Source organism: Vibrio sp. CCUG 15886 (genome assembly GCF_028570825.1).
Lineage (GTDB): Bacteria > Pseudomonadota > Gammaproteobacteria > Enterobacterales > Vibrionaceae > Vibrio > Vibrio vulnificus_B.
In genome coordinates this window covers 43,899-69,312 of sequence record NZ_JAQQBT010000002.1, presented here as the reverse complement: position 1 = coordinate 69,312, position 25,414 = coordinate 43,899, and the positions used below count along the sequence as shown (strand labels likewise).

At 48.3% G+C, this 25,414-nt stretch carries 17 protein-coding genes; 7 read left to right on the top strand and 10 right to left on the bottom strand.

Going from position 1 to position 25,414, the window contains the following annotated elements; genetic code table 11:
* The first annotated feature begins 51 nt into the window (after positions 1 to 51).
* Both PQQ36_RS07090 and PQQ36_RS07085 read left to right on the top strand, forming a co-directional pair.
* Complete coding sequence (locus tag PQQ36_RS07090) at positions 52 to 2,457, top strand: GH36-type glycosyl hydrolase domain-containing protein (RefSeq protein ID WP_085761326.1); 2,406 nt, start codon at positions 52 to 54, stop codon at positions 2,455 to 2,457.
* Between the two features lie 71 nt (positions 2,458 to 2,528).
* On the top strand, positions 2,529 to 3,941 hold the full coding sequence (locus tag PQQ36_RS07085) for a phosphoglucomutase/phosphomannomutase family protein (RefSeq protein ID WP_172571914.1): 1,413 nt from the start codon (positions 2,529 to 2,531) through the stop codon (positions 3,939 to 3,941).
* A 64-nt stretch (positions 3,942 to 4,005) separates the two neighbouring features.
* Here the strand turns inward: PQQ36_RS07085 and PQQ36_RS07080 are convergent, their stop codons facing one another.
* The 6 genes from PQQ36_RS07080 to PQQ36_RS07055 form a co-directional block, all read right to left on the bottom strand.
* A complete protein-coding gene (locus PQQ36_RS07080) occupies positions 4,006 to 5,034 on the bottom strand; it encodes an ABC transporter ATP-binding protein (protein ID WP_273660615.1) in 1,029 nt (342 codons plus the stop codon).
* Positions 5,034 to 6,659, bottom strand: a complete 1,626-nt coding sequence (locus PQQ36_RS07075) for an ABC transporter permease (protein ID WP_011079582.1) — start codon at positions 6,657 to 6,659, stop codon at positions 5,034 to 5,036. The genes PQQ36_RS07080 and PQQ36_RS07075 overlap by 1 nt, the downstream gene beginning before the upstream one ends.
* A gap of 99 nt (positions 6,660 to 6,758) precedes the next feature.
* Positions 6,759 to 7,772, bottom strand: coding sequence for a Fe(3+) ABC transporter substrate-binding protein (locus tag PQQ36_RS07070; protein ID WP_011151105.1), 1,014 nt, complete (start codon positions 7,770 to 7,772; stop codon positions 6,759 to 6,761).
* A 153-nt stretch (positions 7,773 to 7,925) separates the two neighbouring features.
* On the bottom strand, positions 7,926 to 9,155 hold the full coding sequence (locus PQQ36_RS07065; protein WP_273660614.1) for an ammonium transporter: 1,230 nt from the start codon (positions 9,153 to 9,155) through the stop codon (positions 7,926 to 7,928).
* A gap of 27 nt (positions 9,156 to 9,182) precedes the next feature.
* Entirely contained in the window at positions 9,183 to 9,521 is a 339-nt protein-coding gene (glnK, locus tag PQQ36_RS07060) for a P-II family nitrogen regulator (RefSeq protein WP_013571157.1), read from the bottom strand.
* A gap of 191 nt (positions 9,522 to 9,712) precedes the next feature.
* Positions 9,713 to 10,081: a YacL family protein gene (locus PQQ36_RS07055; protein ID WP_045596828.1), complete on the bottom strand. Its 369-nt coding sequence runs from the start codon at positions 10,079 to 10,081 to the stop codon at positions 9,713 to 9,715.
* 70 nt (positions 10,082 to 10,151) lie between these two features.
* On the opposite strand from PQQ36_RS07055, the gene PQQ36_RS07050 reads away from it, so the two are divergent.
* The 3 genes from PQQ36_RS07050 to PQQ36_RS07040 all read left to right on the top strand — a co-directional run bounded on the left by PQQ36_RS07050 (position 10,152) and on the right by PQQ36_RS07040 (position 13,852).
* The gene (locus PQQ36_RS07050; protein ID WP_273660613.1) at positions 10,152 to 11,348 is read left to right on the top strand and encodes a sugar diacid recognition domain-containing protein; all 1,197 of its coding nucleotides are present in this window, start codon (positions 10,152 to 10,154) and stop codon (positions 11,346 to 11,348) included.
* A gap of 87 nt (positions 11,349 to 11,435) precedes the next feature.
* A complete protein-coding gene (locus PQQ36_RS07045; protein WP_011079576.1) occupies positions 11,436 to 12,701 on the top strand; it encodes a GntP family permease in 1,266 nt (421 codons plus the stop codon).
* Between the two features lie 14 nt (positions 12,702 to 12,715).
* Complete coding sequence (locus PQQ36_RS07040) at positions 12,716 to 13,852, top strand: glycerate kinase (protein ID WP_273660612.1); 1,137 nt, start codon at positions 12,716 to 12,718, stop codon at positions 13,850 to 13,852.
* A 61-nt stretch (positions 13,853 to 13,913) separates the two neighbouring features.
* Here PQQ36_RS07040 and acnB read toward each other — a convergent pair whose 3' ends face one another.
* The 4 genes from acnB to hrpB all read right to left on the bottom strand — a co-directional run bounded on the left by acnB (position 13,914) and on the right by hrpB (position 24,017).
* The gene (gene acnB, locus PQQ36_RS07035) at positions 13,914 to 16,511 is read right to left on the bottom strand and encodes a bifunctional aconitate hydratase 2/2-methylisocitrate dehydratase (RefSeq protein WP_273660611.1); all 2,598 of its coding nucleotides are present in this window, start codon (positions 16,509 to 16,511) and stop codon (positions 13,914 to 13,916) included.
* Positions 16,512 to 16,781: 270 nt separating this feature from the next.
* The gene (locus PQQ36_RS07030) at positions 16,782 to 19,121 is read right to left on the bottom strand and encodes a patatin-like phospholipase family protein (protein ID WP_103200846.1); all 2,340 of its coding nucleotides are present in this window, start codon (positions 19,119 to 19,121) and stop codon (positions 16,782 to 16,784) included.
* Between the two features lie 67 nt (positions 19,122 to 19,188).
* Positions 19,189 to 21,558 (bottom strand): penicillin-binding protein 1B, encoded by a 2,370-nt coding sequence (mrcB, locus tag PQQ36_RS07025; RefSeq protein ID WP_263226658.1) that lies wholly within the window; start codon positions 21,556 to 21,558, stop codon positions 19,189 to 19,191.
* Positions 21,555 to 24,017: an ATP-dependent helicase HrpB gene (hrpB, locus tag PQQ36_RS07020; protein ID WP_263226657.1), complete on the bottom strand. Its 2,463-nt coding sequence runs from the start codon at positions 24,015 to 24,017 to the stop codon at positions 21,555 to 21,557. The genes mrcB and hrpB overlap by 4 nt, the downstream gene beginning before the upstream one ends.
* Positions 24,018 to 24,083: 66 nt before the next feature.
* Here hrpB and sfsA point away from each other — a divergent pair, with 66 nt between their 5' ends.
* Both sfsA and dksA read left to right on the top strand, forming a co-directional pair.
* Positions 24,084 to 24,800 carry a DNA/RNA nuclease SfsA gene (gene sfsA / locus PQQ36_RS07015; RefSeq protein ID WP_072611317.1) on the top strand — a complete coding sequence of 239 codons (717 nt, stop codon included), beginning with the start codon at positions 24,084 to 24,086 and terminating at the stop codon, positions 24,798 to 24,800.
* A gap of 132 nt (positions 24,801 to 24,932) precedes the next feature.
* A complete protein-coding gene (dksA, locus tag PQQ36_RS07010) occupies positions 24,933 to 25,379 on the top strand; it encodes an RNA polymerase-binding protein DksA (protein WP_011079569.1) in 447 nt (148 codons plus the stop codon).
* Positions 25,380 to 25,414: the final 35 nt, after the last annotated feature.

Here is a 25,414-nt window from a genome sequence, read left to right as displayed (position 1 = left end):
GCTTTAGTTTTTGACTGCCTTACCAAGCAGTTTGTTGAAAAGGAAATGACAATGAAATACGGCTATTTCGATAATGACAATCGTGAATACGTCATCACTCGCCCGGATGTACCGGCACCATGGACCAACTACTTAGGTACCGAAAAATTCTGTACCGTTATTTCACACAACGCAGGGGGATACTCTTTCTATCACTCTCCTGAGTACAACCGTGTGACCAAGTTCCGTCCAAACTTTACTCAAGATCGTCCGGGGCACTATGTCTACCTGCGCGATGATGCAACGGGTGATTACTGGTCAATTTCATGGCAGCCAGTGGCGAAAAGCCTGGAACAAGCTAAGTACGAAGTACGTCATGGCTTGTCTTACTCAAAATTCAAATGTGAATACAATGGCATCGTTGCCAACAAAACCCTGTTTGTACCAAAAGGTGAAGACGCGGAAGTTTGGGACGTTGAAATCGAGAACACCTCTGACGAAGTGCGCACCATCAGTGCCTTCAACTACGTAGAGTTTTCTTTCAGCCACATTAAGTCGGATAACCAAAACCATCAGATGTCCTTGTACTCTGCAGGTACCGAGTACAAAGATGGCGTGATTGAGTACGATCTATACTACAACACCGACGACTTCTTAGGTTTCTACTACCTAACAGCCACGTTTGATGCTGACAGCTACGACGGCCAACGCGATGTCTTCCTAGGTATGTACCGTGACGAAGCAAACCCAATCGCTGTGGCACAAGGCAAATGTTCTAACACTGCACAAACCTGTTACAACCACTGTGGCGCTTTGCACAAACAATTCGTTCTACAACCAGGCGAAAAAGTCCGCTTTGCTGTAATTCTTGGTGTTGGTAAAGGGAACGGCGCGAAACTGCGCGAGAAATACCAAGATCTTGCTAAAGTCGATCAGGCCTTTGCTGGTATCAAAGCACACTGGGATGAGCGTTGTGAGAAGTTCCAAGTGAAATCACCAAACGCAGGTTTGGATACCATGATCAACGCATGGACTCTATACCAAGCAGAAACGTGTGTGGTGTGGTCTCGTTTTGCCTCTTTCATTGAAGTGGGTGGCCGCACAGGCTTGGGTTACCGCGATACCGCGCAAGACGCAATTTCGGTTCCTCACACCAACCCAGCGATGACGCGTAAGCGTTTAGTTGATCTGCTTCGCGGCCAAGTGAAAGCGGGTTACGGTTTGCACCTATTTGATCCAGATTGGTTCGATCCAGAAAAAGCCGATGTCAAACCATCAAAATCACCAACCGTTGTCCCAACACCATCTGACGATGACAAGATCCACGGTATCAAAGACACCTGTTCAGACGACCACCTATGGATCGTGCCAACCATCTTGAACTATGTGAAAGAGACGGGCGATATCGGCTTTATTGATGAAGTGATTCCTTATGCAGACGGCGGCAACGCGACTGTGTATGAGCACATGATGGCGGCGTTGGATTTCTCCGCAGAATACGTTGGTCAAACGGGTATCTGTAAAGGTCTACGCGCAGACTGGAACGACTGTCTAAACCTAGGTGGTGGTGAGTCTTCCATGGTGTCATTCCTGCATTTCTGGGCACTGGAAGCCTTCCTAGAGCTTTCTCGCTTCCGTAATGACGAAGCGGCGACAGACAAATACCAAGCGATGGCAAGCGGCGTTCGTGAAGCGTGTGAAACTCATTTGTGGGATGAGAAAGGCGAATGGTACATCCGTGGTTTGACCAAAGATGGCGACAAGATCGGTACCTTCGACCAAGTGGAAGGCAAAGTGCACCTTGAATCAAACTCGCTGGCAGTACTGTCTGGCGCAGTCAGCCACGAGCGTGGCATCAAGGCGATGGATGCGGTATACGAGTACCTGTTCTCGAAATACGGCCTACACCTAAACGCACCATCGTTCGCGACACCAAACGATGATATTGGTTTCGTCACTCGCGTTTACCAAGGCGTGAAAGAAAACGGCGCTATCTTCTCGCATCCAAACCCATGGGCTTGGGTAGCGGAAGCGAAACTGGGCCGTGGTGATCGCGCAATGGAGCTTTACGACTCACTCAACCCATACAACCAAAACGACATCATTGAAACGCGCATGGCAGAACCGTACTCGTACGTTCAGTTCATCATGGGCCGTGACCACCAAGACCATGGTCGTGCAAACCACCCTTGGTTAACGGGAACCTCAGGTTGGGCTTACTACGCGACCACCAACTTCATTCTCGGTGTGCGTACTGGTTTTGATTCACTTGAGATCGACCCATGTATTCCAACAGCGTGGCCTGGTTTTGAAGTGACTCGTCAATGGCGTGGCGCGACTTACCAAATCAAAGTAGAAAACCCACAAGGTGTTTCTAAGGGCGTTAAATCCATCACGTTAAATGGTCAAGCGATCGAAGGTGCCGTTCCTGCGCAGGCAGAAGGCACCGTGAATGAGGTTATGGTCGTTTTGGGTTAATCCCATCACGTTATCGCTAGCAAATAGTTTGGGAAATGGCCCACGGGCCATTTCCTAAGGGAGATCGAATTATGATCAAATTTGGAACCGGTGGCTGGCGCGCTTTTATTGGCGAAGAGTTCACCAAAGATAACGTTCGCTTGGTCGCACAGGCCCTAGCCAACATCATCAATAACGAACAAGTTGCTGAACGCGGTTTCGTGATTGGCTATGACCGTCGCTTTCTATCGGATAAAGCCGGCGCTTGGTTTGCCGAAGTCCTTGCCGCGAATGGCATTGTGGTGAGCTTCATCAACAAGTTTGTCCCAACGCCTATCGTCATGTTCAAAGCCAAAGAAATGGGCTGCGCATACTCGGCGTGCATTACCGCTTCTCACAACCCTGCCGACTACAATGGCGTGAAAGTGTTCATTGAAGGTGGCCGTGATGCGGACGAAGTGATCACGCAGAAAATCGAAGCGCAAATTGCTCATCTGACCTTGGATCAAGTGCAAAGTGTCGATTTCGAACAAGCGGTAGAAGACAAACAAATTGTCATCATCAACCCGATGAACGAGTTTGTCGATTCCATCATCAACTTCATCGACATCGAAGCAATCAAAAAGGCCAACCTACGCGTGTTGATCGATCCTATGTTTGGTGTAGCGAAGAACGCCCTGCAAACGGTGTTGATCAATGGACGCTGTGATGTCGACGTGATCAACGATGGCAAGAACCCTGACTTTGGCGGCTTAATGCCATCCCCAAGCGCAGCGACTCTTTATCGTCTGAAACACCTTGTGTCGGCACAAGGCTACGACATCGGCATTGGTACCGATGGCGATGCAGACCGTTTGGGCATTATCGATGAAAAAGGCAACTTCATTCATCCGAACGAAGTGTTGATCCTATTGTATTACTACCTACTCAAATACAAAGGCTGGACAGGTTCTGTGGTTCGCAACATCGCCACCACGCACCTGTTGGATAAAATCGCTGCCGATCATGGTGAGAAGTGTTTTGAAGTGCCTGTAGGCTTTAAACACATCAGTTCACAGATGGAAGCGGACGACTCTTTGATCGGTGGTGAGAGTTCGGGTGGCTTAACCATTCGTGGTCATATCAAAGGCAAAGATGGCGTGTTTGCATCGAGCCTATTAGTTGAAATGATTTCCGTGACGGGCAAAAAGCTTTCTGAGCTATTAGAAGAGATCTACAGCAAGTACGGCTATGCCTACATGGCAGAAGGTGATTGCAAGTTCAAACCAGCGGCCAAACAATCGCTGTACGACAAAATTTATGTCAAAAAACAGTTGCCTGAATTTGGCTTTGAGATCGAAAAAGTCAGTTATGACGATGGGGCGAAAGTGTACTTCAAAAACGGAGGCTGGGTCATTGCTCGCTTCTCCGGTACTGAGCCACTGCTGCGCATTTTTGCTGAGATGCAGGATAAAGAGACTGCCGAACTGGTCGTTCATCAGTTTAAAGAGTTTCTGGCTCTTTAAACGCAACCTCACGGTTGTTCACATGACGTACCATTTGCCCGACCCTAGGTCGGGCTTTTTTCGTTTAAAACGCCAAGATGCCTTGGGTATCAACTTTCACCGAGACCATTTGTCCGATATTGAGCGCTTCCGCCGAACTGGCTAACAATTTATTGCCATTGGCTTCGATCACATAGCGGCAGTGATCACCCATAAATTGCTGCTCCATAATACGGATACTGCTTTCCTCTGCGGCACTGATTTGAATATGCTGAGGACGCAACAACAACTCACACGGATCATTAATCAAAATCGATTGCTGCGCAGTGGCTTCAACGACGCCCAAATGGGTTTCAAACTCGGATTCCGATAAACGCTTAGCTGGGAGGTAACTGCCGCCGCCAAGGAAATCCGCGACAAACTTGCTCGACGGTTTGTAATATAACTCAGACGCCGTGCCATATTGTTCAATCACACCGTGATTCATTACCGCCATTTTATCGGCAAAAGCGAACGCTTCTTCACGGCTGTGCGTAACGAAAATTGCTGTTACGCCTTGCTGCTTAAAGATTTTACGAATCTCAGCAATCAGTTCATGGCGTACTTGTGTGTCGATGTTCGAGAACGGTTCATCGAGCAGAAGCAAATCTGGCTTGTACGCCAACGAACGCGCAATCGCCACTCGTTGCTGTTGGCCCCCCGAGAGCTGATGCGGGTAACGATCGGCAAAAGGAGACAAATGCACCAACTCTAGCATTTCTTTGACTTTGCTTTGGCGAGCTTCACTGCTCCAACCGCGCAAACCAAACGCCACATTCTCTACCACAGTCAGGTGAGGAAACAACGCATAATCTTGGAAAATCATGCCGATATTACGCTGCTCAGGTGGCACCCAATGCTCACCATTATCGATCATCATGCAGTTTAAACTCATCTCTCCCGAAGAGAGAGGCAGCAGCCCTGCAATGGCTTTCAATAAAGTGGTTTTTCCGCAACCACTGGCCCCAAGTAAACAAACAATCTGCCCTTGTTCCACTTCCAGAGAGAGTGACTCAAGCACCGTTTGAGCATCGTATTGACAAGTCAGGTTTTTAATCGATAGTGCGCAACTCATTAGTGACTCTGCTCCAGTGAACGGTTAACGATAACAAGGGGGATCAATCCAACCAACACCAACAACACCGCCGGCAATGCAGCCAGTTCCAAACGCTCGTCGGAGGCGTAGTTGTATACATAGGTGGCCAAGGTTTCAAAGTTGAATGGGCGCAGTAGCAGCGCAGCGTTCAACTCTTTCATCGACTCAATAAACACCAACAATCCAGCAATCAGCATGCCGCGTTTGATCAGCGGGAAGTGCACACGCCACAACATGGCATTGGCATGGCAGCCCATAGTACGTGATGCCATATCAAGCGAAGGGGAGATTTTGTTCAAGCTGCTTTCAATGCTGCCAATCGCCACCGCAGAAAAACGCACGACCATAGCAAAAATGATCGCAAAAATGGTACCTGAGAAAATCAGACCTGGTCTGCCCCATCCCATGTATTTCGCAACATCATTGACCAAGTGATCCATAGACAATACTGGCACCATGATGCCAATCGCCAATACGGTGCCTGGCACCGCATACCCCAATGACGATAAACGAATGCACGCCAAGCTGGTTTTCTGATTGTGTAAACGATGATTGAAATTGACGATCAATGCGACAATCACCGCAACGATGGCCGCTGCAATCGAGACTTTAAGGCTATTCATGGCAAAGCGACGAAATTCATTGGTCCAACTTTGTTCAAAATAGGTAATCGAGTAGTCCACCAACTGCAACAACGGGAAAATAAAGGCAATGGCGACCAAACCCCAACACCAAATCAGTGCTGCCCACATTTTCCAGCCTTTGAGTTCATAGCGGAAATCTTCGTGGCTATTGAACTGCGCTTGGAAGAGCTTTTGCTTACGTCGGCTATAACGCTCCGCACTGAGTAATAAGATGACAATCAGTAGCATTAAGGCTGAAATTTTTGCCGCCGCGTTTAAGTTGGAGTAACCAAGCCAAGTGTCATACACCGCAGTGGTGAGCGTGTTGACGGCAAAATAGCTCACAGTGCCGAAGTCACCAATGGTCTCCATCGCCACCAGCGACAAACCCACCGCAATCGAAGGACGAGCAAGTGGCATAGAAATACGCCAAAAACTCTCCCATGCACTGCACTTCAAGAGTCGCGCACTTTGCAGTAAAGAGACGTTTTGCTCCATAAAAGCAGCGCGGCAGAGTAAATAAACATATGGATAGAGCACGAGCGACAGCACGAAGGTAGCCCCTGCTACCGTTCGAATATCAGGAAACCAATAGTCTCCTGGCCCCCACCCTGTGAGATCTCGCAGTAAAATCTGTACAGGGCCAGCAAAATCAAACCAATCGGTAAAAATATAACCTATGATGTACCCCGGCATAGCCAATGGCAGTACTAAGGCCCATTGCAACCATTTTTCAGTGGGAAGTTTGCACATGGCCATGAACCACGCACTAGGAATACCCAAAATGAGAGAGACAACTAACACGCCCGTCGTCAAAAGAATGGTATTCAATATGTAAGATGGCATCACCGTCGACATCAAATGAGCAAACAGCTCATCACTGTATCCGACAGCGGTATAGAAGATCGCCAAAATCGGCAAAACCAGCAGTAAAGCCAATGCCCCACTACTGGTTTTCCATGTGTATTTTTTTTCTTTCATCGCCTAATAACTGCACGGGCGTATGAAACACAGATGCGTTTGCAAATACATCTCATATCACTTTAATAAATAGGGGTATAGTTATACCCCTAGTTTCATTTAAAGGTCAAATTTCACTTCATCAATCAGTTTGATTGCTGCTGCGTGATGTGATGCGATGTCATCTAGAGAAATGGTGTCTGCTTTGAAATCGCCCCAAGAAGCCACAAGTTCAGAACGCTCCACACCCGCTTTCACTGGGTATTCGTAGTTCACTTCCGCATACATGTGCTGTGCTTTGTCGCCTGTTAGGAATTCCATTAGCTTCTGCGCATTGGCTTTATTTGGTGCGTATTTCGCCATCGCCATACCAGAAATATTCACGTGCGTACCCGTGGTTTGCTGGTTAGGGAAGTTAATGTAAACCGCATCCGCCCACGCTTTCTGCTCTTTATCGTTAACCATTGCACCTAGGTAGTAGCTGTTACCTAGAGAAACATCACAAAGGCCTTCTTTAATTGCCTTCACTTGACCACGGTCGTTACCTTGAGGTTTGCGAGCTAGGTTTGCTTTTACGCCTTCCAACCATTTCTTGGTTTCAGCTTCGCCGTGGTGTGCAATCATCGCAGAGACCAGCGAAATGTTGTAAGGGTGCTTACCGCTACGAGTACAGATTTTGCCTTTGAATTCTGGCTTAGCAAGATCTTCATAAGTGAAAGCATCGCCTAACTTACCAACGCGATCACGAGAAGAATAAACGCTACGAGTACGAGTCGTTAGTGCAAACCACTCGTTTTCTTTGTCTTGGTATTGAGCAGGAACATTGGCTTCAATGATTTCGCTGTTGACTGGCTGAACAAGACCTTTGTCTGTTAGCTCTGCAAGGCGGCTGATATCTACGGTTAGAATTACGTCAGCAGGGCTGTATTCGCCTTCTTGCGCGAGTTTTTCTGCAATACCAGTTTTTGCAAACATCACGTTTACTTTGATGCCGGTTTCCTTTGTGAACTCATTGAACATTGGCTCAACAAGGAAAGGTTGACGGTAAGAGTAAACATTGACCTCTTCAGCAGCCATTGCTGTAGGAGCAAGCGTCGCACATGCAAGCGCAGAAAGAGTAAGCAGCTTTTTCATTGATTCAATCCTTTAGATTCGTAATGATAACGTTTATCAGTAGCGTTATTATATTCATCATAGTTTAGAAAACAATGACGGAAAACAAAAAAACCTGCTGGTATGAGCAGGTTTTTGATATTTTTATTTGTAAAAAAGTATGTCTTAATTAACTTATTTTACCGTAACGAATTCTGGGTACGCACCAACACCACAGTCGTGCATGTCCATTCCTTCCATCTCTTCATCTTCCGATACTCGGATGCCGATGGTGGCTTTGAGTACTGCCCAAACCGCAAGGCTTGCACCAAATACCCAAGCAAAAATCACTGCTGCGCCAAATAGTTGCGAAAGAAAACTCGCATCACCGTTGCTGATTGGTACGACCATGAGACCAAAGAAGCCACACACACCGTGAACCGAGATCGCACCCACTGGATCATCAATTTTTAGCTTATCGAGACCAACGATACTGAACACAACCAAGGCACCCGCTACCGCACCAATCGCCACCGCATACAAAGGTGATGGTGAAAGAGGGTCCGCAGTAATCGCAACTAAACCAGCAAGCGCGCCGTTGAGAATCATGGTTAAATCGGCTTTGCCCCAAGTTGTTTTACACACCAATAGCGCGGTAATAGCACCCGCTGCAGCTGCAGCATTCGTGTTAAGGAAAATTTGCCCAACCGCCGTCGCGTTTTCAAAGTCAGACACCATTAGCTGTGAGCCACCATTAAAACCAAACCAGCCGAACCACAGAATAAAGGTACCTAACGTTGCCAATGGCATGTTTGAACCAGGGATTGGATATACTTCGCCATTTTTGCCATATTTACCTTTGCGCGCTCCCAACAGCAGTACACCAGCTAAAGCCGCCGCAGCGCCGGCCATGTGCACAATACCCGAACCTGCGAAGTCACTAAAACCCACCGCTGACAAGAAGCCGCCACCCCAAGTCCAATAACCTTCTACCGGATAGATAAAGGCAGTCAAAATGGCAGAGAACAGTAGGAAAGACCAAAGCTTCATACGCTCTGCTACCGCGCCAGATACCACTGACATCGCCGTTGCCACAAACACCACTTGGAAGAAGAAATCGGACTCAAGTGAGTGATCGGCCCCTTCTGCTTGGCTACCAATTAATGCGCCAATCGAAGGCAACCAACCGCCTTCACTGTTATCCACGTACATAATGTTGTAGCCCACGACTAAATACGTGGTGCACGCAATCGCGTATAGGCAGAAGTTTTTAGTTAAGATTTCCGTGGTGTTCTTTGAACGAACCAACCCCGCTTCCAGCATGGCGAAACCTGCTGCCATCCACATCACCAGCGCCCCAGAAATAAGGAAGAAAAAGGTATCGAGCGCGTAGCGTAGTTCCGAGACTGTTGTTGTTAATTCCATAATGTATCTCTCCAATCCTTTGAATCGTTAAAGTGCTTCAACGTCAGTTTCACCAGTACGAATACGTACGGCATGGCTCAAGTCGTAAACAAAGATTTTACCGTCACCGATTTTTCCGGTGTGGGCTGCTTTGGTGATCGCTTCAATCACACGGTCAACATTCTCAGCCTGCGTTGCGATCTCCAGTTTGACTTTAGGTAGAAAGTCCACTTGATATTCCGCACCACGGTAAAGTTCAGTGTGACCTTTTTGACGACCAAAGCCTTTGACCTCGGAAACGGTCATGCCTTCAATACCGACATCCGCCAGCGCTTCTCGAACATCATCGAGCTTAAAAGGTTTGATAATGGCGTTAATTAGTTTCATTGCATCCTCTCTGAAAGCGTTCATCCTGTAACGCTTTAGATAATCCAAGCAACGTGCCAACTTTTTATCCTATTGTTTTTAAATGAAATTAATTTTAAAAATTACAAAAATAAAAATGGAGCGCACCATAATAGTGCGCTCCATTCACAAATATAAAGCAAGTGTTCAATAAACGTGCAACAAGCTATCCATCAACGACGAACGAACAACTGCCACTGCTGAATGAGCTGTTCAAAGTCTTCTAAACCACAACATGCGACACTCTCACAGTCATACAGTTCGAACTCGCTCTCTGCCTCAAGCTCGTAACTGTGCAGCAGTGCATTGTCTTGCACGGTGACTTCGTCGCCACAAATCATCAAGCTGATTTCGGTGCCATTTAAGCAAAGCTCTTCTGTCGGGTTACTTCTTGCGGCGGCAATTAAAGCCAGCACTTGGGCGATTTTAGTGCTCTCTTTGCCGATTTCTTCTTGAACCCAACGGCCAACAATTTCATGGTCCATTGAGCAATGGCAGTAATAGTGACCATCTAGGATGTTTTTCTTAAATTCGTAATCCATGTTTTTCTCTATTGATAACGAGATCAGGTACTATTATCGACAAATTCTCACTTGGACTCCACTCTCAAGCATGAAACTGAACGAAACTATTGCACGGCAAATTGTCGAACGCACCATGAAGATCATCCCCTATTCCGTCAATGTGATGGACGATCAAGGAAGGATTATTGGTTCGGGGGATGCATCGCGACTGCAACAAAAACATGAAGGTGCCGTGCTCGCAATTACGGAGTGTCGAGTGGTTGAGATCGATAAAGCCACCGCTAGCCATCTTAAAGGGGTTAAGCCTGGGATCAACTTACCGATCCTTTTTCTAGAACAAGTCATTGGCGTCATTGGCGTATCCGGCGCACCAGACGAAGTGAAGCATTATGGTGAACTGGTTAAGATGACCGCAGAGCTCATCGTTGAGCAAGCAGCCCTCATGTCTCAAGTGCAATGGAATAAGCGACACAGGGAAGAGCTGGTTCTGCAGCTTATCTCTGGCGCGACGCTGAATGACAACCAGTTGAATTCCATCGCTGAGCGACTTGGCTTAAATTTGAGTGAGCCAAGAATTGCTGCTGTGGTAAAGGTCTTTCCCGACAAACAAACCTCGCTCTCGTTAGAGCACTTACAGCAGATCGTTCACCTACTTGAGTATCCTGAGCGTGATAACCTTGTAGGCATTTTATCCGTTTCCAATAACGAAGTGGTGGTGTTAAAACCAATAAGTCTCACAGACCACGGTTGGTCCAAAGAAGTGGAAACTAAACGCATCAACCAATTACTGAAACGGGTAAATAAAGAAGGAAACTTTTCCATCAAAATTGCGCTCGGAGACTACTTTGAGGGATTGGCAGGATTAGCCCAATCTTTTGAAACCGCCAAACTCACCATGCAATTGATGGCTGAGCAATCTGGCACGGTTTTCTTCTACCAAGATCATAAGCTACCTGTGTTGATGAGCGATCTCCTTTCACAACCTTGGAAAGCCGAACAATTGCAGGATCCATTACTGAAACTGCAAAAAAAAGACAGCAAAGGCGTGCTACTCAAAACCCTCACCGCATATTTTGCTCAGAACTGTGATGCATGTCGAACTTGCCAAGTGCTTCATATCCATCGTAATACCCTCCGCTATCGAATTGAAAGGATTGAAGATATAACCTCACTAAATTTCAACAACTTAAATAACACCTTCCAACTCTATATCGCGCTAGAGTTGTTCTCCTCAAAACAAAGAAATTGTGCAGATGTACAAAAAATAAAGCAGTCAGCTGGGTGAAATTTGTTGTAACGACTAAAGACCCGATCAGATTCCATCTCTATATTCGAGCAAAAAATACTCTTATCAATAATATGGAAATGGAACATGATTGAAGTCTCTACCCTCGGAGCCTTAGCTGCCTTAGTGGTTGCCATTGCGCTCATACTGAAAAAAGTCCCACCCGCGTACGGCATGATCATTGGCGCTCTTATCGGCGGTGTGATTGGTGGTGTTTCACTGACCGACACCGTTTCTCTAATGATCGGCGGCGCACAAGGTATTGTGACCGCGGTTTTACGTATTCTTGCCGCCGGTGTTTTGGCTGGCGTTTTGATTGAATCTGGCGCAGCAACATCGATCGCAGAGACTATCGTCAAAAAAGTGGGGGAAACACGCGCGCTTCTCGCCCTGGCATTGGCGACCATGATTCTAACTGCCGTTGGCGTTTTTGTTGATGTTGCCGTCATTACGGTTTCTCCGATTGCGTTGGCGATTGCTCGCCGTGCTGATATCTCTAAAACCGCGATTTTGCTTGCCATGGTCGGTGGCGGTAAAGCCGGTAACGTAATGTCACCAAATCCCAATGCAATCGCCGCCGCTGATGCCTTTAATGTGCCATTAACCTCAGTGATGGCAGCTGGTGTGATTCCTGGTCTTTGTGGTTTGGTACTGGCGTATTTCATTGCGAAACGTCTGGTCAATAAGGGTTCTAAAGTCGCAGCCAGCGAAGTCATTGCAGTGGATCACAGCAAACTGCCAAAATTTGGCGCTGCCATTGTCGCGCCATTGGTGGCAATTGCACTATTGGCTTTGCGCCCAATTGCCGGCATCAACGTTGATCCGCTCATCGCCTTGCCTTTAGGCGGTTTGCTCGGTGCCGTGGTGATGGGTCGATTCGCCGATACCAACCACTTTGCAGTCTCTGGCCTCTCGCGCATGGCACCGGTTGCCGTCATGCTGCTTGGCACAGGTACTCTCGCAGGTATTATCGCGAACTCAGGGCTTAAAAATGGCTTGATCGATATTCTCACCGCTTCGGGTTTACCGTCCTATCTCCTTGCCCCGATTTCCGGTGCAATGATGTCACTTGCAACAGCATCCACCACAGCAGGAACCGCCGTTGCATCTAACGTATTTAGTCACACCATTCTTGAACTGGGAGTCCCAGCATTAGCGGGGGCAGCCATGATTCATTCTGGTGCCACTGTTCTTGACCATATGCCACATGGTAGCTTCTTCCACGCAACGGGCGGCGCTGTTCATATGGACATTCGTGAGCGTTTAAAACTGATTCCTTATGAGTCTGCGGTTGGCTTAATGATCGCTTTTGTCTCTGTCATGATGTTCGGCGTATTTGGTCTGTTTGTATAAGCATTGAGGTAAACATGAAAATTATAATTGCTCCAGATTCCTATAAAGAAAGCCTTACTGCCATGGATGTGGCAATCGCGATTGAAAAAGGATTTAAGCAAGTCTTACCCGATGCACACTACGTGAAGCTCCCTATGGCAGATGGTGGAGAAGGAACGGTGCAATCGATGGTTGACGCCACTGGTGGCACCATCATCGAACATACCGTTACGGGCCCACTTGGCCAGCGTGTCGATGGCTTTTTTGGTTTGCTCGGCGAAGGCAAAACCGCAGTCATCGAGATGGCGGCCGCTTCTGGCTTACACCTTGTGACACCAGATCAGCGCAACCCACTCATCACCACAACGTTTGGTACGGGCGAGTTGATCAAAGCCGCCCTCGACCATGGTGTGGAACACATTATTGTTGGCATCGGTGGCAGTGCGACCAACGATGGTGGCATTGGTATGGCGCAGGCTCTCGGCATCAAACTGCTTGATGCACAAGGGAACGCGCTTGGTTATGGTGGCGGTGAGCTAGCGAAATTGGCAACGATTGACTGCTCTCAACTCGATCCTCGTTTGGCTCAAGTTCGTCTTGAAGTGGCGTGTGATGTTGATAACCCACTATGTGGTACAAAAGGCGCTTCCGCTGTCTTTGGGCCACAAAAAGGGGCAACATCCGAGATGGTTACGATCTTGGACGAAAACTTGGCACACTATGCCTCGATCATTAAACAGCAACTTGGCGTGGATGTTCGTGATATGGCAGGTGCAGGCGCAGCCGGTGGTATGGGTGCGGCGCTGCTAGGCTTGCTTAACGCCGAGCTTCGCCCTGGTATTGAGATTGTCATGGACGCAGTTCGCTTAGACGAAATCGTCGCTGATGCGGATCTGGTGATCACAGGTGAAGGTCGTATCGACAGCCAAACCATTCATGGCAAAACCCCGATCGGTGTCGCGCGCACAGCGAAAAAGCACAGCTTGCCGGTGATTGGCATCGCGGGTTGTCTGTCGGCCGATTGCGGAGTGGTCCATGAGCATGGCCTCGATGCCGTCTTTGCCGTGGTCAATCGTTCCGTTGATCTGCCAACCGCGTTGGCTGAAGCGGCAGAGAACGTAGAACTAACGGCAAGAAACGTTGCCGCTGCTTTTTGTATGACTCGCCGTTAAACTTTACTTAACGTAAAAAAACCGCTGAAAATTCAGCGGTTTTTTATTATCGAAGATGTTATTAAGCCGGCTGTTGGAAAATCACTGTATCGGCTTTTTTGGTGTACTGCCCCATCAGGTGGAAGTTGAGGTAACGGTAGGTATCCGCCGCCGTTGCATCCAACTGTTTCGCGTATTCCATGTACTCTTCTACCGTTGGGATTCGGCCAAGAATCGCACCGACTGCCGCCAATTCAGCTGATGACAGATAGACGTTCGCACCCGTACCTAAACGGTTCGGGAAGTTACGTGTTGAGGTCGACATCACCGTGGTTTTGTCTGCAACACGCGCTTGGTTACCCATACACAGCGAACATCCCGGAGTTTCAATACGAACCCCAGCGCGACCGTAAATACCGTAGTAACCTTCTTCAGTTAGTTGGTCACGGTCCATCTTAGTTGGTGGTGCAATCCACAGACGCGTATCAAGCTGGCCTTTGAACTTCTCTAGCAACTTACCCGCTGCACGGAAGTGACCAATGTTGGTCATACACGAACCAATGAACACTTCGTCGATTTGCGTGCCTTGAACATCTGAGAGCAAACGAGCATCGTCTGGATCGTTCGGCGCACAAAGGATCGGCTCTTTGATTTCCGCGAGATCAATTTCAATCACGTGTGCGTATTCTGCGTCACTGTCTGCCGACATCAATTCTGGGCTTGCTAACCACTCTTGCATCGCAACGATACGACGCTCGATCGTACGACGATCACCGTAACCTTCTGAAATCATCCACTTCAGCATCACGATGTTCGAGTTGAGGTACTCTTCGATCGATGCTTGAGACAGTTTCACCGTACAGCCTGCCGCAGAGCGCTCAGCTGACGCATCAGACAGTTCAAATGCCTGCTCAACCGTGAGGTGCTCCACCCCTTCGATTTCCAGAATACGACCAGAGAATTCGTTGATCTTGCCGGCTTTCTCAACGGTCAGTAGACCTTGCTTGATGCCGTGGTAAGGAATGGCATGTACCAGATCACGTAGCGTAATACCTGGCTGCATTTCGCCTTTAAAGCGCACCAAGATTGACTCTGGCATATCCAGTGGCATGACACCGGTCGCGGCCGCAAACGCAACAAGACCAGAGCCTGCAGGGAATGAAATACCCAGTGGGAAACGAGTATGTGAGTCACCACCCGTACCTACAGTATCAGGCAGCAGCATGCGGTTTAGCCATGAGTGGATAACACCATCGCCTGGGCGCAGTGACACACCGCCGCGATTCATGATGAAATCAGGCAGAGTATGGTGCGTGTTCACGTCTACAGGTTTTGGATACGCTGAGGTGTGACAGAAAGACTGCATCACAAGATCGGCAGAGAAGCCAAGACAAGCAAGGTCTTTTAGCTCATCACGCGTCATTGGGCCAGTGGTGTCTTGTGAACCAACCGTGGTCATTTTAGGTTCACAGTAGGTTCCTGGGCGAATGCCCGTTACGCCACATGCTTTACCCACCATCTTCTGAGCAAGCGTGTAACCTTTGCCCGAATCTGCAACATCCGCTGGCTTACGGAATACATCAGATGGCGCTAAGCCTAGTGATTGACGTGCTTTCTCTGTCAAACCACGACCGATGATCAGTGGAATACGGCCACCTGCACGAACTTCATCAATTAACACATCGGTTTTTAGTGAGAATTCGGCGAGAACGTCACCGGTAGCATGGTTGGCCACTTTACCTTGGTATGGGTAGACATCAATCACATCGCCCATATTGAGCTTGGACACGTCAACTTCGATAGGTAGCGCACCCGCATCTTCCATGGTGTTAAAGAAGATAGGTGCAATTTTACCACCCAAGACATAACCACCAGCACGTTTGTTTGGTACGTAAGGAATGTCATCACCCATAAACCAAAGCACTGAGTTCGTTGCTGATTTACGCGATGAGCCTGTACCCACAACATCACCAACATAAACAAGTTGGTGACCTTGTTCTTTTAGCGCTTCAATCTGTTTGATCGGGCCAATGCTGCCAGGCTGATCTGGCACAATGCCTTCACGCTCATTTTTTAGCATTGCTAAAGCGTGAACAGGAATATCAGGGCGAGACCAAGCATCCGGAGCTGGAGACAGATCATCTGTGTTGGTTTCACCCGTGACTTTAAATACGGTTAAAGTAATTTTTTCGGCAAGCTCAGGTTTTGATAAGAACCATTCTGCATCAGCCCATGACTGAAGCACTTGTTGCGCATATTGATTACCGGCTTTCGCTTTTTCTTCAACGTCATAGAAAACGTCAAACATCAGCAACGTGTGAGACAGCGCTTCAACGGCGATTGGCGCCAGCGCTTCATCATCAAGCAAGGCAACCAATGGTTCGATGTTGTAACCACCTTGCATGGTGCCAAGCAGTTTTGCCGCATGCTCACGGCTGACAAGCGGAGAGCTTGCTTCACCACGAATCACGGCAGCAAGGAAACCCGCTTTAACATACGCAGCTTCATCAACACCTGGGGGAATGCGGTTTTCAAGTAGGTCTAGAAGAAACTCTTCTTCACCTTGTGGGGGATTTTTCAGAAGTTCAACAAGTCCAGCAACTTGTTCTGCATCTAGAGGTTTTGGAACAACTCCCTCTGCTGCACGCTCTTCGACGTGTTTACGGTAGGCTTCAAGCACGACTTTTTCCTCTCATTGCGGTTCCTCCTTTTGTTATTACTATGATTCAAAGTAAAGGAGTGAACATCCTTGGAAACTTGGCTCCCTATTGCCCATGTTTTCATTCAATTATGATTGAGAAACAGCGCCGCAGAGGCCAAACTGTGGGCGACAGAATAGCAAATTTAACGATAAATTAAAATCTCATCACTTTGACCAACATAGCAACTTAAGACTAAAGTCCCATTAAATTTAGCTATTTATTCGTCTTTTTTGTTCAACTTTTCATCACTAGCGGAACGATGTACCAATGATCAAATAGAATGCATCTAGGTCACTTTCCGTACGGCCATAACCAAAAATAATTGGGCCTATCGGCGAGTCAATGCCTGCAAACACACTCGCGGCATTATAGAGTGGCGCCTGGCTTAGGGTCAGCGTGGTATCCGACCAAACACCACCGTGTTCCAGAGAAGCCCCAAGATAAACGGGCGCTTCGAACATGCCAAAGTCATTATCAAACCAACGGTAGCGATAAACCAAGCTCGTAAAGAATTTGTTTTGTCCGATCAAGCTATTACGGGGAATACCAGATAAATTTAAGAAACCACCGATCGATTTGGGATCCAGTGGAATGTAGTTATTTTTGCTCTGTACAATTTCGTAGTCTGCCGATCCGACCAAAGTATGACGTTTATACGTGGTCGCAAAGCGTCCTGCCACCGATAACTCGTGCACCGTGTCACTTTGTGATTGGCCGGTAAAGTCACTTTCAAATATCTCGGGGCTTTCATCATGGGAGACCAAATATTCGATATCCAAGTATGCGCCACGCGTGGGAAGAGCATAATTGTCTAAGGTATCTAAACGATATTGTACGAATGCACCAAGGCGCTCGAAGTTACTCGATCCCGCTGATTGAATGGTTGAGAGCTCAATATCCCCTTTAGCGTAGCGAGCACCCAATTTCAGCTCTTGCCATAGGGTTGGTTGATATCCCAGCGCTAACTCGCCAATAAACTGTGAGTAGGTTATCGGGAAATAATCGTAGGCACTTTCTAGTGGCGGCTCGTCAAAGTCGGAAAACGGAATACTGCGTTTATCGCTGCTGTAGGTGGTTTTTGCCGTGGCAAATAGCTCTTGCCCGAAGAGTATAGGTGAATAAAACTCCGCCTCGGCTAATTTATCAGTGCCCATTTCCAAATTAATGGTCAACTCACCACCTTGGGAATTCAGATCGGTGAAGTTGGTCGAGAGGCCAACACCATATTGGCTGTCTGTGGTGAAATCATCTTCAAGGAAAAAGCGAAAGTTAACGTAATTTGGCCCCCATGATTTTTCATCCACCACCACCACGAGTTGGTTGATCCCGTCCACTTCCTCATAGTGATAAGAGATCAATTCGAAGCGATCCAAGGCATAGAGGTTTTCAATCGCTGCTTCAATTTCACCTGTTTTCAATACTCGGCCAGTTTCAAGATCAAGACGACGAGTCAGTAGACCATCACTGTAGTGGGTATTGTTGATCACCACGATTTGATCGACGCGAGTCTGGTCGCCGTAGTTGAGCCTTTTTCGTGCTTGCTGCTTACCATCAATATAGTGCTGATATTGGCTACCATTGAGTCGCAATGCCTGCAGCTTCTCTTTCATCTGATAGGTTGCTTTGTACCCGGCCTGATACGCATCTGGCATCTTGGCAAACTCGGTGGTTTCCATTTGACCAACATCAGGTCTCAGGTACACATCCTGCCCACCTAAGCTTTCCGCTTGTTGTTGGGTACTGCGACGCACAAGATAATTGGACAGCTGATCTGCGACCACCAGCATGCTGGTAAAGTCTTCTTTCTGCTTGTAATCGGTACTGATGTCGACGGCAATAACGATGTCTGCCCCCATGGCTCTGGCAATATCCACCGGCATGTTGTTGACAACGCCGCCATCGACCAACATGCGCCCATTGAGCTCGTAAGGGGGCAACGCACCAGGCACGGACATACTGGCCATCATGGCATCAACTAGTTGTCCTTTATCAATCACCACTTCTTGTAACTCGACGATGTCCGTCGCAACAGAACGATATGGGATCGCCAGATCATCAAACGAGTCAAATTCGTTCAGGTTACCGGTGGTTTCACGCAAAATGCGCAACATGTTTTGTCCTTGCACAAAACCACGTGGCGCGTGTACTTCACCAAAACGCAAGCCGATGTCGGTTCTTAGCTGATAGCGGTCTTCCGCCTCTTTATCTCGCACACGACGCTGGCTACGGTCAACACGATCACGATAACCACTGTTCCAATCGATGCTGTAGATAAAGCTTTCAATTTCATCTGCACTCATACCGGTAGCGTATAAGCCGCCAACATACGCGCCCATGCTGGTGCCGGTGATGTAATCCACCGGAATCTGCATCTCTTCCAGCGCTTTCAACACACCAATGTGCGCCGCGCCTTTAGCGCCACCGCCCGCTAAAACCACCGCCACTTTCGGCCTGTCATCGTCTTTTGCTACAGCGGCCTCTTGCGCAGCGGCTTTTTTTATACTGTAGAAAGGGGTTAGCAATACCAAAAACGCCAAGGTTGACCAAAGTGCCAAACCATTTGTCCATCCTTTGTCGACCTTTAACACGGTATTGCTCTCCTTTATTGTTTTACGAAACCTGAACAGTTTTACACCGAATTGGGTACGGGGACAATTACCAACTGAGCAATTTATTCAACCAGTTAGAGGATTTTTCACACTGTGCTTTTAATTCACCTTGTTTATCCCACACTGGCAGAGTGAATTGACTAGAGCAGTCGAGCGAGAGTTCGCCGTCGCTTTTTTGCTGATATCCCAAGGTGGTGATCTCTTTTGGCCAAGGCAAAATCAGCTTCTCTGGCGTCCGCTGTTTTAGGTATTCAGCGTACACTCGCAACGCGCCACTTGCGCCTGTCAGCTTGGTCGGCTGGTTATCATCTCGGCCTAGCCAAATAGTGGTGACTTCTCGGCCGTCCACCCCGACAAACCAACTGTCTCGGCTATCATTACTGGTGCCGGTTTTGCCCGCGAGCGCAGCCCACGCAAATTGGTTTTGCAGATAACGGCCTGTGCCTTGTGCTACCCCTTGTTTCATCGCATACGTGGTTAGCCATGCTGCCTGTTCATTCACGGCAGGAGAGGATTTGGGCAACGACTGATACAGAACGTGTCCTTCCAAATCCACCACCGAACGAAGTGCAGTGAGTGGCGCTTTTCGTCCTGAATTGGTCAAGGTTTGGTACATCTGCGCCACTTCCAACGGTGTGAGTGAGAACGCACCAAGGAACATCGAAGGGACTGGGCGAATTTCGTTGCGATTTACCCCTAATCTCGCCAACGTATCGGATACCTGATCAATCCCCAATTGCATGCCAAGGCGAACCGTGGGCACATTGAGTGATTTCGCCAGCGCCTGATAAAGAGGCACATCGCCGCGGAACTGTCGATCAAAATTGCGAGGCTCCCATACCGAGCCTTTACTGCCTTTCAAACTTAATGGCGTATCTTGCAACGTGGTGGCTAAGGTGTATTTTTCAGGCTGTTCTAACGCCGTCAAATACACGGCAGGCTTCACCAAAGAACCTATCGGACGGCTGGCGTTGATCGCCCGGTTAAAACCATCGTATCCCGTGCGTTTACCACCCACCATGGCACGAATTTCACCACTGGTGCGATCCACGGCAACGGCCGCCGCTTCGAGCTCATTCCCTGCCACTTTCCCCAACTCAGGGACTTTTTTGCTGATCGCTTTTTCCAATTTGTCTTGTGAAATAGGGTCAAGCGAAGTAAACACGCGCAATCCCGTTTCGCCTTGGAAAGCCTCACCCACTTTCTCCCTTAACTCCATCGACAATTGCTGAAAATAAGCGGGCTGACGGCTGGCAATGCGTGGAATATCTTGAATATCAAGCGGGCGACTGGCGGCTTGATCGTACTCCGATGCGGTGAGCATGTTTTGCTGCATCATCAAACGCAGCACCAAGTCACGACGCTCTTTGGTGCGCTCAGGAAAGCGCACTGGATTGTAGTAAGACGGGCCTTTCACCATCCCCACCAGCATCGCCAACTGATCAATACGCAACTCTTGGATCGGTTGACCAAAGTAATAACGAGAAGCCAAACCAAAACCATGGATTGCTTGCTTGCCGCTCTGCCCCAAATAAACTTCGTTAAGGTAGGCTTCAAGAATGCGATCTTTGCTGTAGCGATAGTCCAAGATCAGCGCGATATACGCTTCTCTGACTTTTCGCCACAAGGTGCGGTCTTGGGTAAGGAATAAGTTTTTTGCCAACTGCTGAGTTAAGGTGCTGCCCCCTTGCACGGTTCTGCCTGCTTTGAGATTAACAAACATCGCGCGTGCAATCGCTAATGGCGATACCCCATCATGTTGATAGAAATCGCGATCTTCCGTGACTAACAGAGCATCAACCATGATCTCGGGAAATTGCTCACGGCGTAAAAACAAGCGCTGCTCGTCAGTATCTTTTTCCAGCATGCCCAGCATCTTCGGCTCAAGGCGCAAATAACCGAGATCCCCTTTGGATTCCAACGATTGAATTCGAGTTAAGCTTGAGGCGTCAAAATGCAACATCACATGGCGATCAGCCTCTGGCCCATCGACAAATTCAAAAGGGCGACGAATAAGCTCAATCTTACTCGACGAAGAGGAATACTCACCGGGATATCTCGGCTGGCTCACCTTACGATAGTTGAGGATATCGAGCTCTTTTTGCAGCTCCGGGCGAGAAACATTTTCTCCCGCATACAAGGTTTGAATACGCGCATACACCACCGTCGGTAGTTGAAATAGCTGACCTTCAAAACGTTGTTTGACCACGCTATCGAGATAAATACCGACAAAAATCAGCACTGCCACCAGCGCGAGCCCCGCTTTCCAACTCAAAGACCAAAGCGTCTTCAACCATTGACGTTTTGCTGTTTTCACTGCGCTGCGTTTTTTGGTCGTTTTTCTCGGAGTACGATTTGCGGTGCGCTTTCTTGTGGTCGTTTTCTTACTGTCGTTCGACTTTTTTTCTTGGGTCATGAGTGTAACTGTCTTTTGGTTTTATTGGTTGCTTGGTGAGTGGCAGGATCGTCAGGCCAAACATGCTTAGGGTAACGACCTTTCATCTCTTTTTGCACTTCTTTGTAAGCGCCAGCCCAAAAACCGGCCAGGTCTTGAGTCACTTGCAAAGGACGACGCGCAGGAGAAAGCAGCTCTAAGGTGAGCTTTACTCGTCCTTGCGCCACCGTTGGCGAACTTTGCTCACCGAACATCTCTTGCATGCGTGCCGAAAGTACGGGGTTAGCACCTTGTTGATAGCGAATCATTTGTTGGGTACCAGTTGGTAAGGTGTAGTACTTAGGCAACCACTCATCCAATTGCTGATTCAACGGCCAGCCAAGGCGAGCATTCAATGCTTCGCAGAGGTTGATTTTAGCCAGGTCTTTCACCGTTGTGACGTGCGCCATATACGGCTCCAACCATTGCTCTAACTCGCTGAGCAAGCTAGCATCATCCATCTCTGGCCAGGCCTGTTCCGGCAACCACTCAATGGCACAACGAATACGCTCGAGTAGCGATTGGGACTTTGCGCTCCAGTCTAATACCGCAAGCCCCTTTCTTCGGACATAGGAGAGTAAAGCTTGCGTCATTTTTTCTTTTCCGGGTTGAGCAAGTGTTTCTCTGCTCACCACCAGTTCACCGATTCTTCGCTGCTTTTCCGCCACTAAACGCCCTTTGGTTTCATCCCAATCAATGTGCTCGTGGCTAACGAGACAACTTGGATTGCTTTGTTGCAAAGCCGATAGGTCTAGCGGGATAGTCAATTGGATCTGGCTGGCATTTTTTTGGCCACGCATCAGATCGAGCACTACAAGGTACTCTTCTCCCCCCAAAGGGTCATCCTCACACAGCTCGGCTCCGTGTCCATTTGCCATCAAATATCGGCCAAACTGTTGGCCTCGTTTTTGAGCAATGCGATCGGGAAATGCCAAGCTAGCGGCAATGGCACAAGCCGATTCGGTCACCCGTTTTAAAGAGAAAGTGCCATTGAGTTTATTCGCCAGTGCATTGGCACGCTGAGTGAGTAGCGCCGTCTTGCTGTGCTTGCTTTGCTGCCAGCGGTGTAAGCTGTGACAAACGTTGCTGATGTTACGCTCAGGCTCTTCCAACATCACCGCCACTGCCAAGGCTGAAGCGAAAAGCGTCTCGTCGCGTTGCTGAGCACCGATCAACATGGCGGCAATACGCGGCTCAACACCAAGCCGCTGCGCCAGCTGTCCTTCACTCGTCAATTGGTGCCCAGAGATTAATCCCAATTGCTGCAACAGTTGTTTGGCCTGACGTACCGCTGCCGAAGAGGGGATATCCAATAACTTCACTTGTTCTGGTTCACTTACCCCCCATTGCGCCAGCTCCATCATCAGCGGAGCAAGATCGGCTTGCATGATCTCTGGAAGGGGCACACTCGCCATTTGCTGGTACTGGCTTTCAGAGTACAAACGTACACAAATCCCCTCTTCCACTCGACCCGCACGCCCCGCGCGCTGAATGGCTGACGATTGCGCGATACGCACTTGCTCTAATTTGGTGATCCCCGTTTTCAAATCAAACTTAGCCACCCGCTCTAAACCGCTATCGACCACCAAGCGGATCCCTTCGATGGTTAACGACGTTTCAGCAATGTTGGTCGCCAGCACCACCTTTCGCTCACCAGCTTTGGCAGGCTCAATCGCCTTTTGCTGCTCTGCAAAAGAGAGCTGGCCGTACAACGGGCAGATCACCACTTGCTCACTGAGATGGTCTAAACGCTCAGCCACTTGTTTGATCGCTGCCACCCCTGGCAGAAACGCCAGCAAGGAGCCTGTTTCCGTTGCCAGTAGATGCTCGATGGTTTTCGCCATCACATTGGGTAAAAAGTCGTTCGTTTTTAGCGGCTGATAGCGCTGCTCAACCAAATAACTGCGACCTTGAGATTCAATAAAACAGGCCTGAGGCATGAGAGATTGCAAAGCATGCTGCTCAAGTGTGGCCGACATCACCACCAATTTCAGATCGTCACGCAGCGCTTCTTGCACTTCAAGAGCAAGCGCCAAAGCAATATCGGCATGCAAACTACGCTCGTGAAATTCATCAAAGATCAGTACATCAATCCCATTCAGTTCTGGATCGCTTTGGATCATGCGCGTCATGATCCCTTCGGTAACGATTTCCAGCTGGGTCACGTGGCTAACCTTGCTTTCGCCACGAACGCGATACCCCACTCTCTCTCCAACTTTTTCGCCAAGTTGCTGCGCCAAATAGCGAGCGATATTGCGTGCCGCCAAGCGTCGTGGCTCAAGCATCACGATTTTTCCGCTGAATTCATTACTCAGCAGCAACTGCAAAGGGAAATAAGTGGATTTACCCGCGCCAGGTGCGGCTTTGAGTATGACTTGTGAATGTTGCGAGACCGCTTGAAGCAGTTGTGGCATCACGGCGTGGATAGGCAATTGTGACAATGTTGAGTCCTTATGCTTAAATGGCGGCCACATTGTACATAAAAACCCGCTCGTCTAAATAAGCAAATGCATTTCGAACCCGCGCTAGATTGCGCCCTATTACAAAAACGCTATAAACGCTTTCTCGCCGATGTGACCTATCAAAGCGGCGATACAGGCACGATTCATTGTGCCAATACCGGCGCCATGACTGGTTGCGCAACCCCTGGTGATAAAGTGTGGTATTCCACTTCCAACAACACCAAACGAAAATACCCCCACAGTTGGGAAATTACAGAAACGCAGCAGGGTCATCTTATCTGTGTCAATACCATTCGCGCCAACCAACTCGCGGTGGAAGCCATTGAGCAAGGCTGGATTAAAGAGCTCTCAGGGTATGAGCGACTTCAAACTGAAGTGAAATATGGTCATGAAAATAGTCGAATTGATATCTTGCTCAGCGCAAGAGACCGACCAGCATGCTATATAGAAGTAAAGAGTGTCACCTTGCTAGATGACACCGAGCCTGGACAAGGCTTCTTTCCTGATGCAGTGACCACCCGTGGACAAAAACACCTGCGAGAGCTCACAGAAATGGCACAAAATGGAAGTAGAGCCATACTTTTATTTGCTGTTTTACATTCAGGTATTGAAAAAGTTGCTGCGGCGCTCCATATAGACGCCAAATATTCCCAATTACTCAAACAAGCACAAAAAGCCGGAGTTGAAGTCCTCTGCTATAAAGCAGAGATCAGCAATACTGAAATCAAACTCAATTCTGCTATTGCGTTTAACAATAGCTAGAAAAATGATGTGGTCTTCACATTGACGTTAAGTTTACGATTGATAGTTTGCCAGCACCGCCTCTTTCTGCTATAGATACCCGCCTTAAATTAGCTGCTTAGCAGTTGACTAGGTGTAAGTAGGAGATGCTGTATGCCAGAATCGAAGAAAAAAACGCTAGGCATCCTAGCCATTGCAGGTGTGGAGCCATATCAGGAAAAAGCTGGTGAAGAATACATGTCACCAGACCAAGTGGCTCACTTTAGAAAGATTTTAGAAGCTTGGCGTAATCAGCTTAGGGAAGAAGTTGACCGTACTGTTCACCATATGCAGGACGAAGCGGCGAATTTTCCTGACCCAGTTGACCGTGCCTCTCAAGAAGAAGAATTCAGCCTAGAACTGCGTAACCGTGACCGCGAGCGCCGCCTGATCAAGAAAATTGAGAAGACGCTGGATAAAATCAAAGATGATGATTTCGGTTTCTGTGAATCTTGTGGTGTGGAAATCGGCATTCGCCGTTTAGAAGCGCGCCCAACTGCCGATCTTTGTATCGACTGTAAAACGCTTGCAGAGATCAAAGAGAAGCAAATGCAAGGTTAAGAATAACCTGCCTAACATGATTAAGGGAGCTGATG

What these genes read in the sequence shown, in the direction of transcription:
- PQQ36_RS07090 (WP_085761326.1), top strand. Translation starts at nt 52, where the DNA reads ATGAAATACGGCTATTTCGATAATGACAATCGTGAATACGTCATCACT.
- PQQ36_RS07085 (WP_172571914.1), top strand. Translation starts at nt 2,529, where the DNA reads ATGATCAAATTTGGAACCGGTGGCTGGCGCGCTTTTATTGGCGAAGAG.
- PQQ36_RS07080 (WP_273660615.1), bottom strand. Translation starts at nt 5,034, where the DNA reads ATGAGTTGCGCACTATCGATTAAAAACCTGACTTGTCAATACGATGCT.
- PQQ36_RS07075 (WP_011079582.1), bottom strand. Translation starts at nt 6,659, where the DNA reads ATGAAAGAAAAAAAATACACATGGAAAACCAGTAGTGGGGCATTGGCT.
- PQQ36_RS07070 (WP_011151105.1), bottom strand. Translation starts at nt 7,772, where the DNA reads ATGAAAAAGCTGCTTACTCTTTCTGCGCTTGCATGTGCGACGCTTGCT.
- PQQ36_RS07065 (WP_273660614.1), bottom strand. Translation starts at nt 9,155, where the DNA reads ATGGAATTAACAACAACAGTCTCGGAACTACGCTACGCGCTCGATACC.
- glnK (WP_013571157.1), bottom strand. Translation starts at nt 9,521, where the DNA reads ATGAAACTAATTAACGCCATTATCAAACCTTTTAAGCTCGATGATGTT.
- PQQ36_RS07055 (WP_045596828.1), bottom strand. Translation starts at nt 10,081, where the DNA reads ATGGATTACGAATTTAAGAAAAACATCCTAGATGGTCACTATTACTGC.
- PQQ36_RS07050 (WP_273660613.1), top strand. Translation starts at nt 10,152, where the DNA reads ATGAAACTGAACGAAACTATTGCACGGCAAATTGTCGAACGCACCATG.
- PQQ36_RS07045 (WP_011079576.1), top strand. Translation starts at nt 11,436, where the DNA reads ATGATTGAAGTCTCTACCCTCGGAGCCTTAGCTGCCTTAGTGGTTGCC.
- PQQ36_RS07040 (WP_273660612.1), top strand. Translation starts at nt 12,716, where the DNA reads ATGAAAATTATAATTGCTCCAGATTCCTATAAAGAAAGCCTTACTGCC.
- mrcB (WP_263226658.1), bottom strand. Translation starts at nt 21,558, where the DNA reads ATGACCCAAGAAAAAAAGTCGAACGACAGTAAGAAAACGACCACAAGA.
- sfsA (WP_072611317.1), top strand. Translation starts at nt 24,084, where the DNA reads ATGCATTTCGAACCCGCGCTAGATTGCGCCCTATTACAAAAACGCTAT.
- dksA (WP_011079569.1), top strand. Translation starts at nt 24,933, where the DNA reads ATGCCAGAATCGAAGAAAAAAACGCTAGGCATCCTAGCCATTGCAGGT.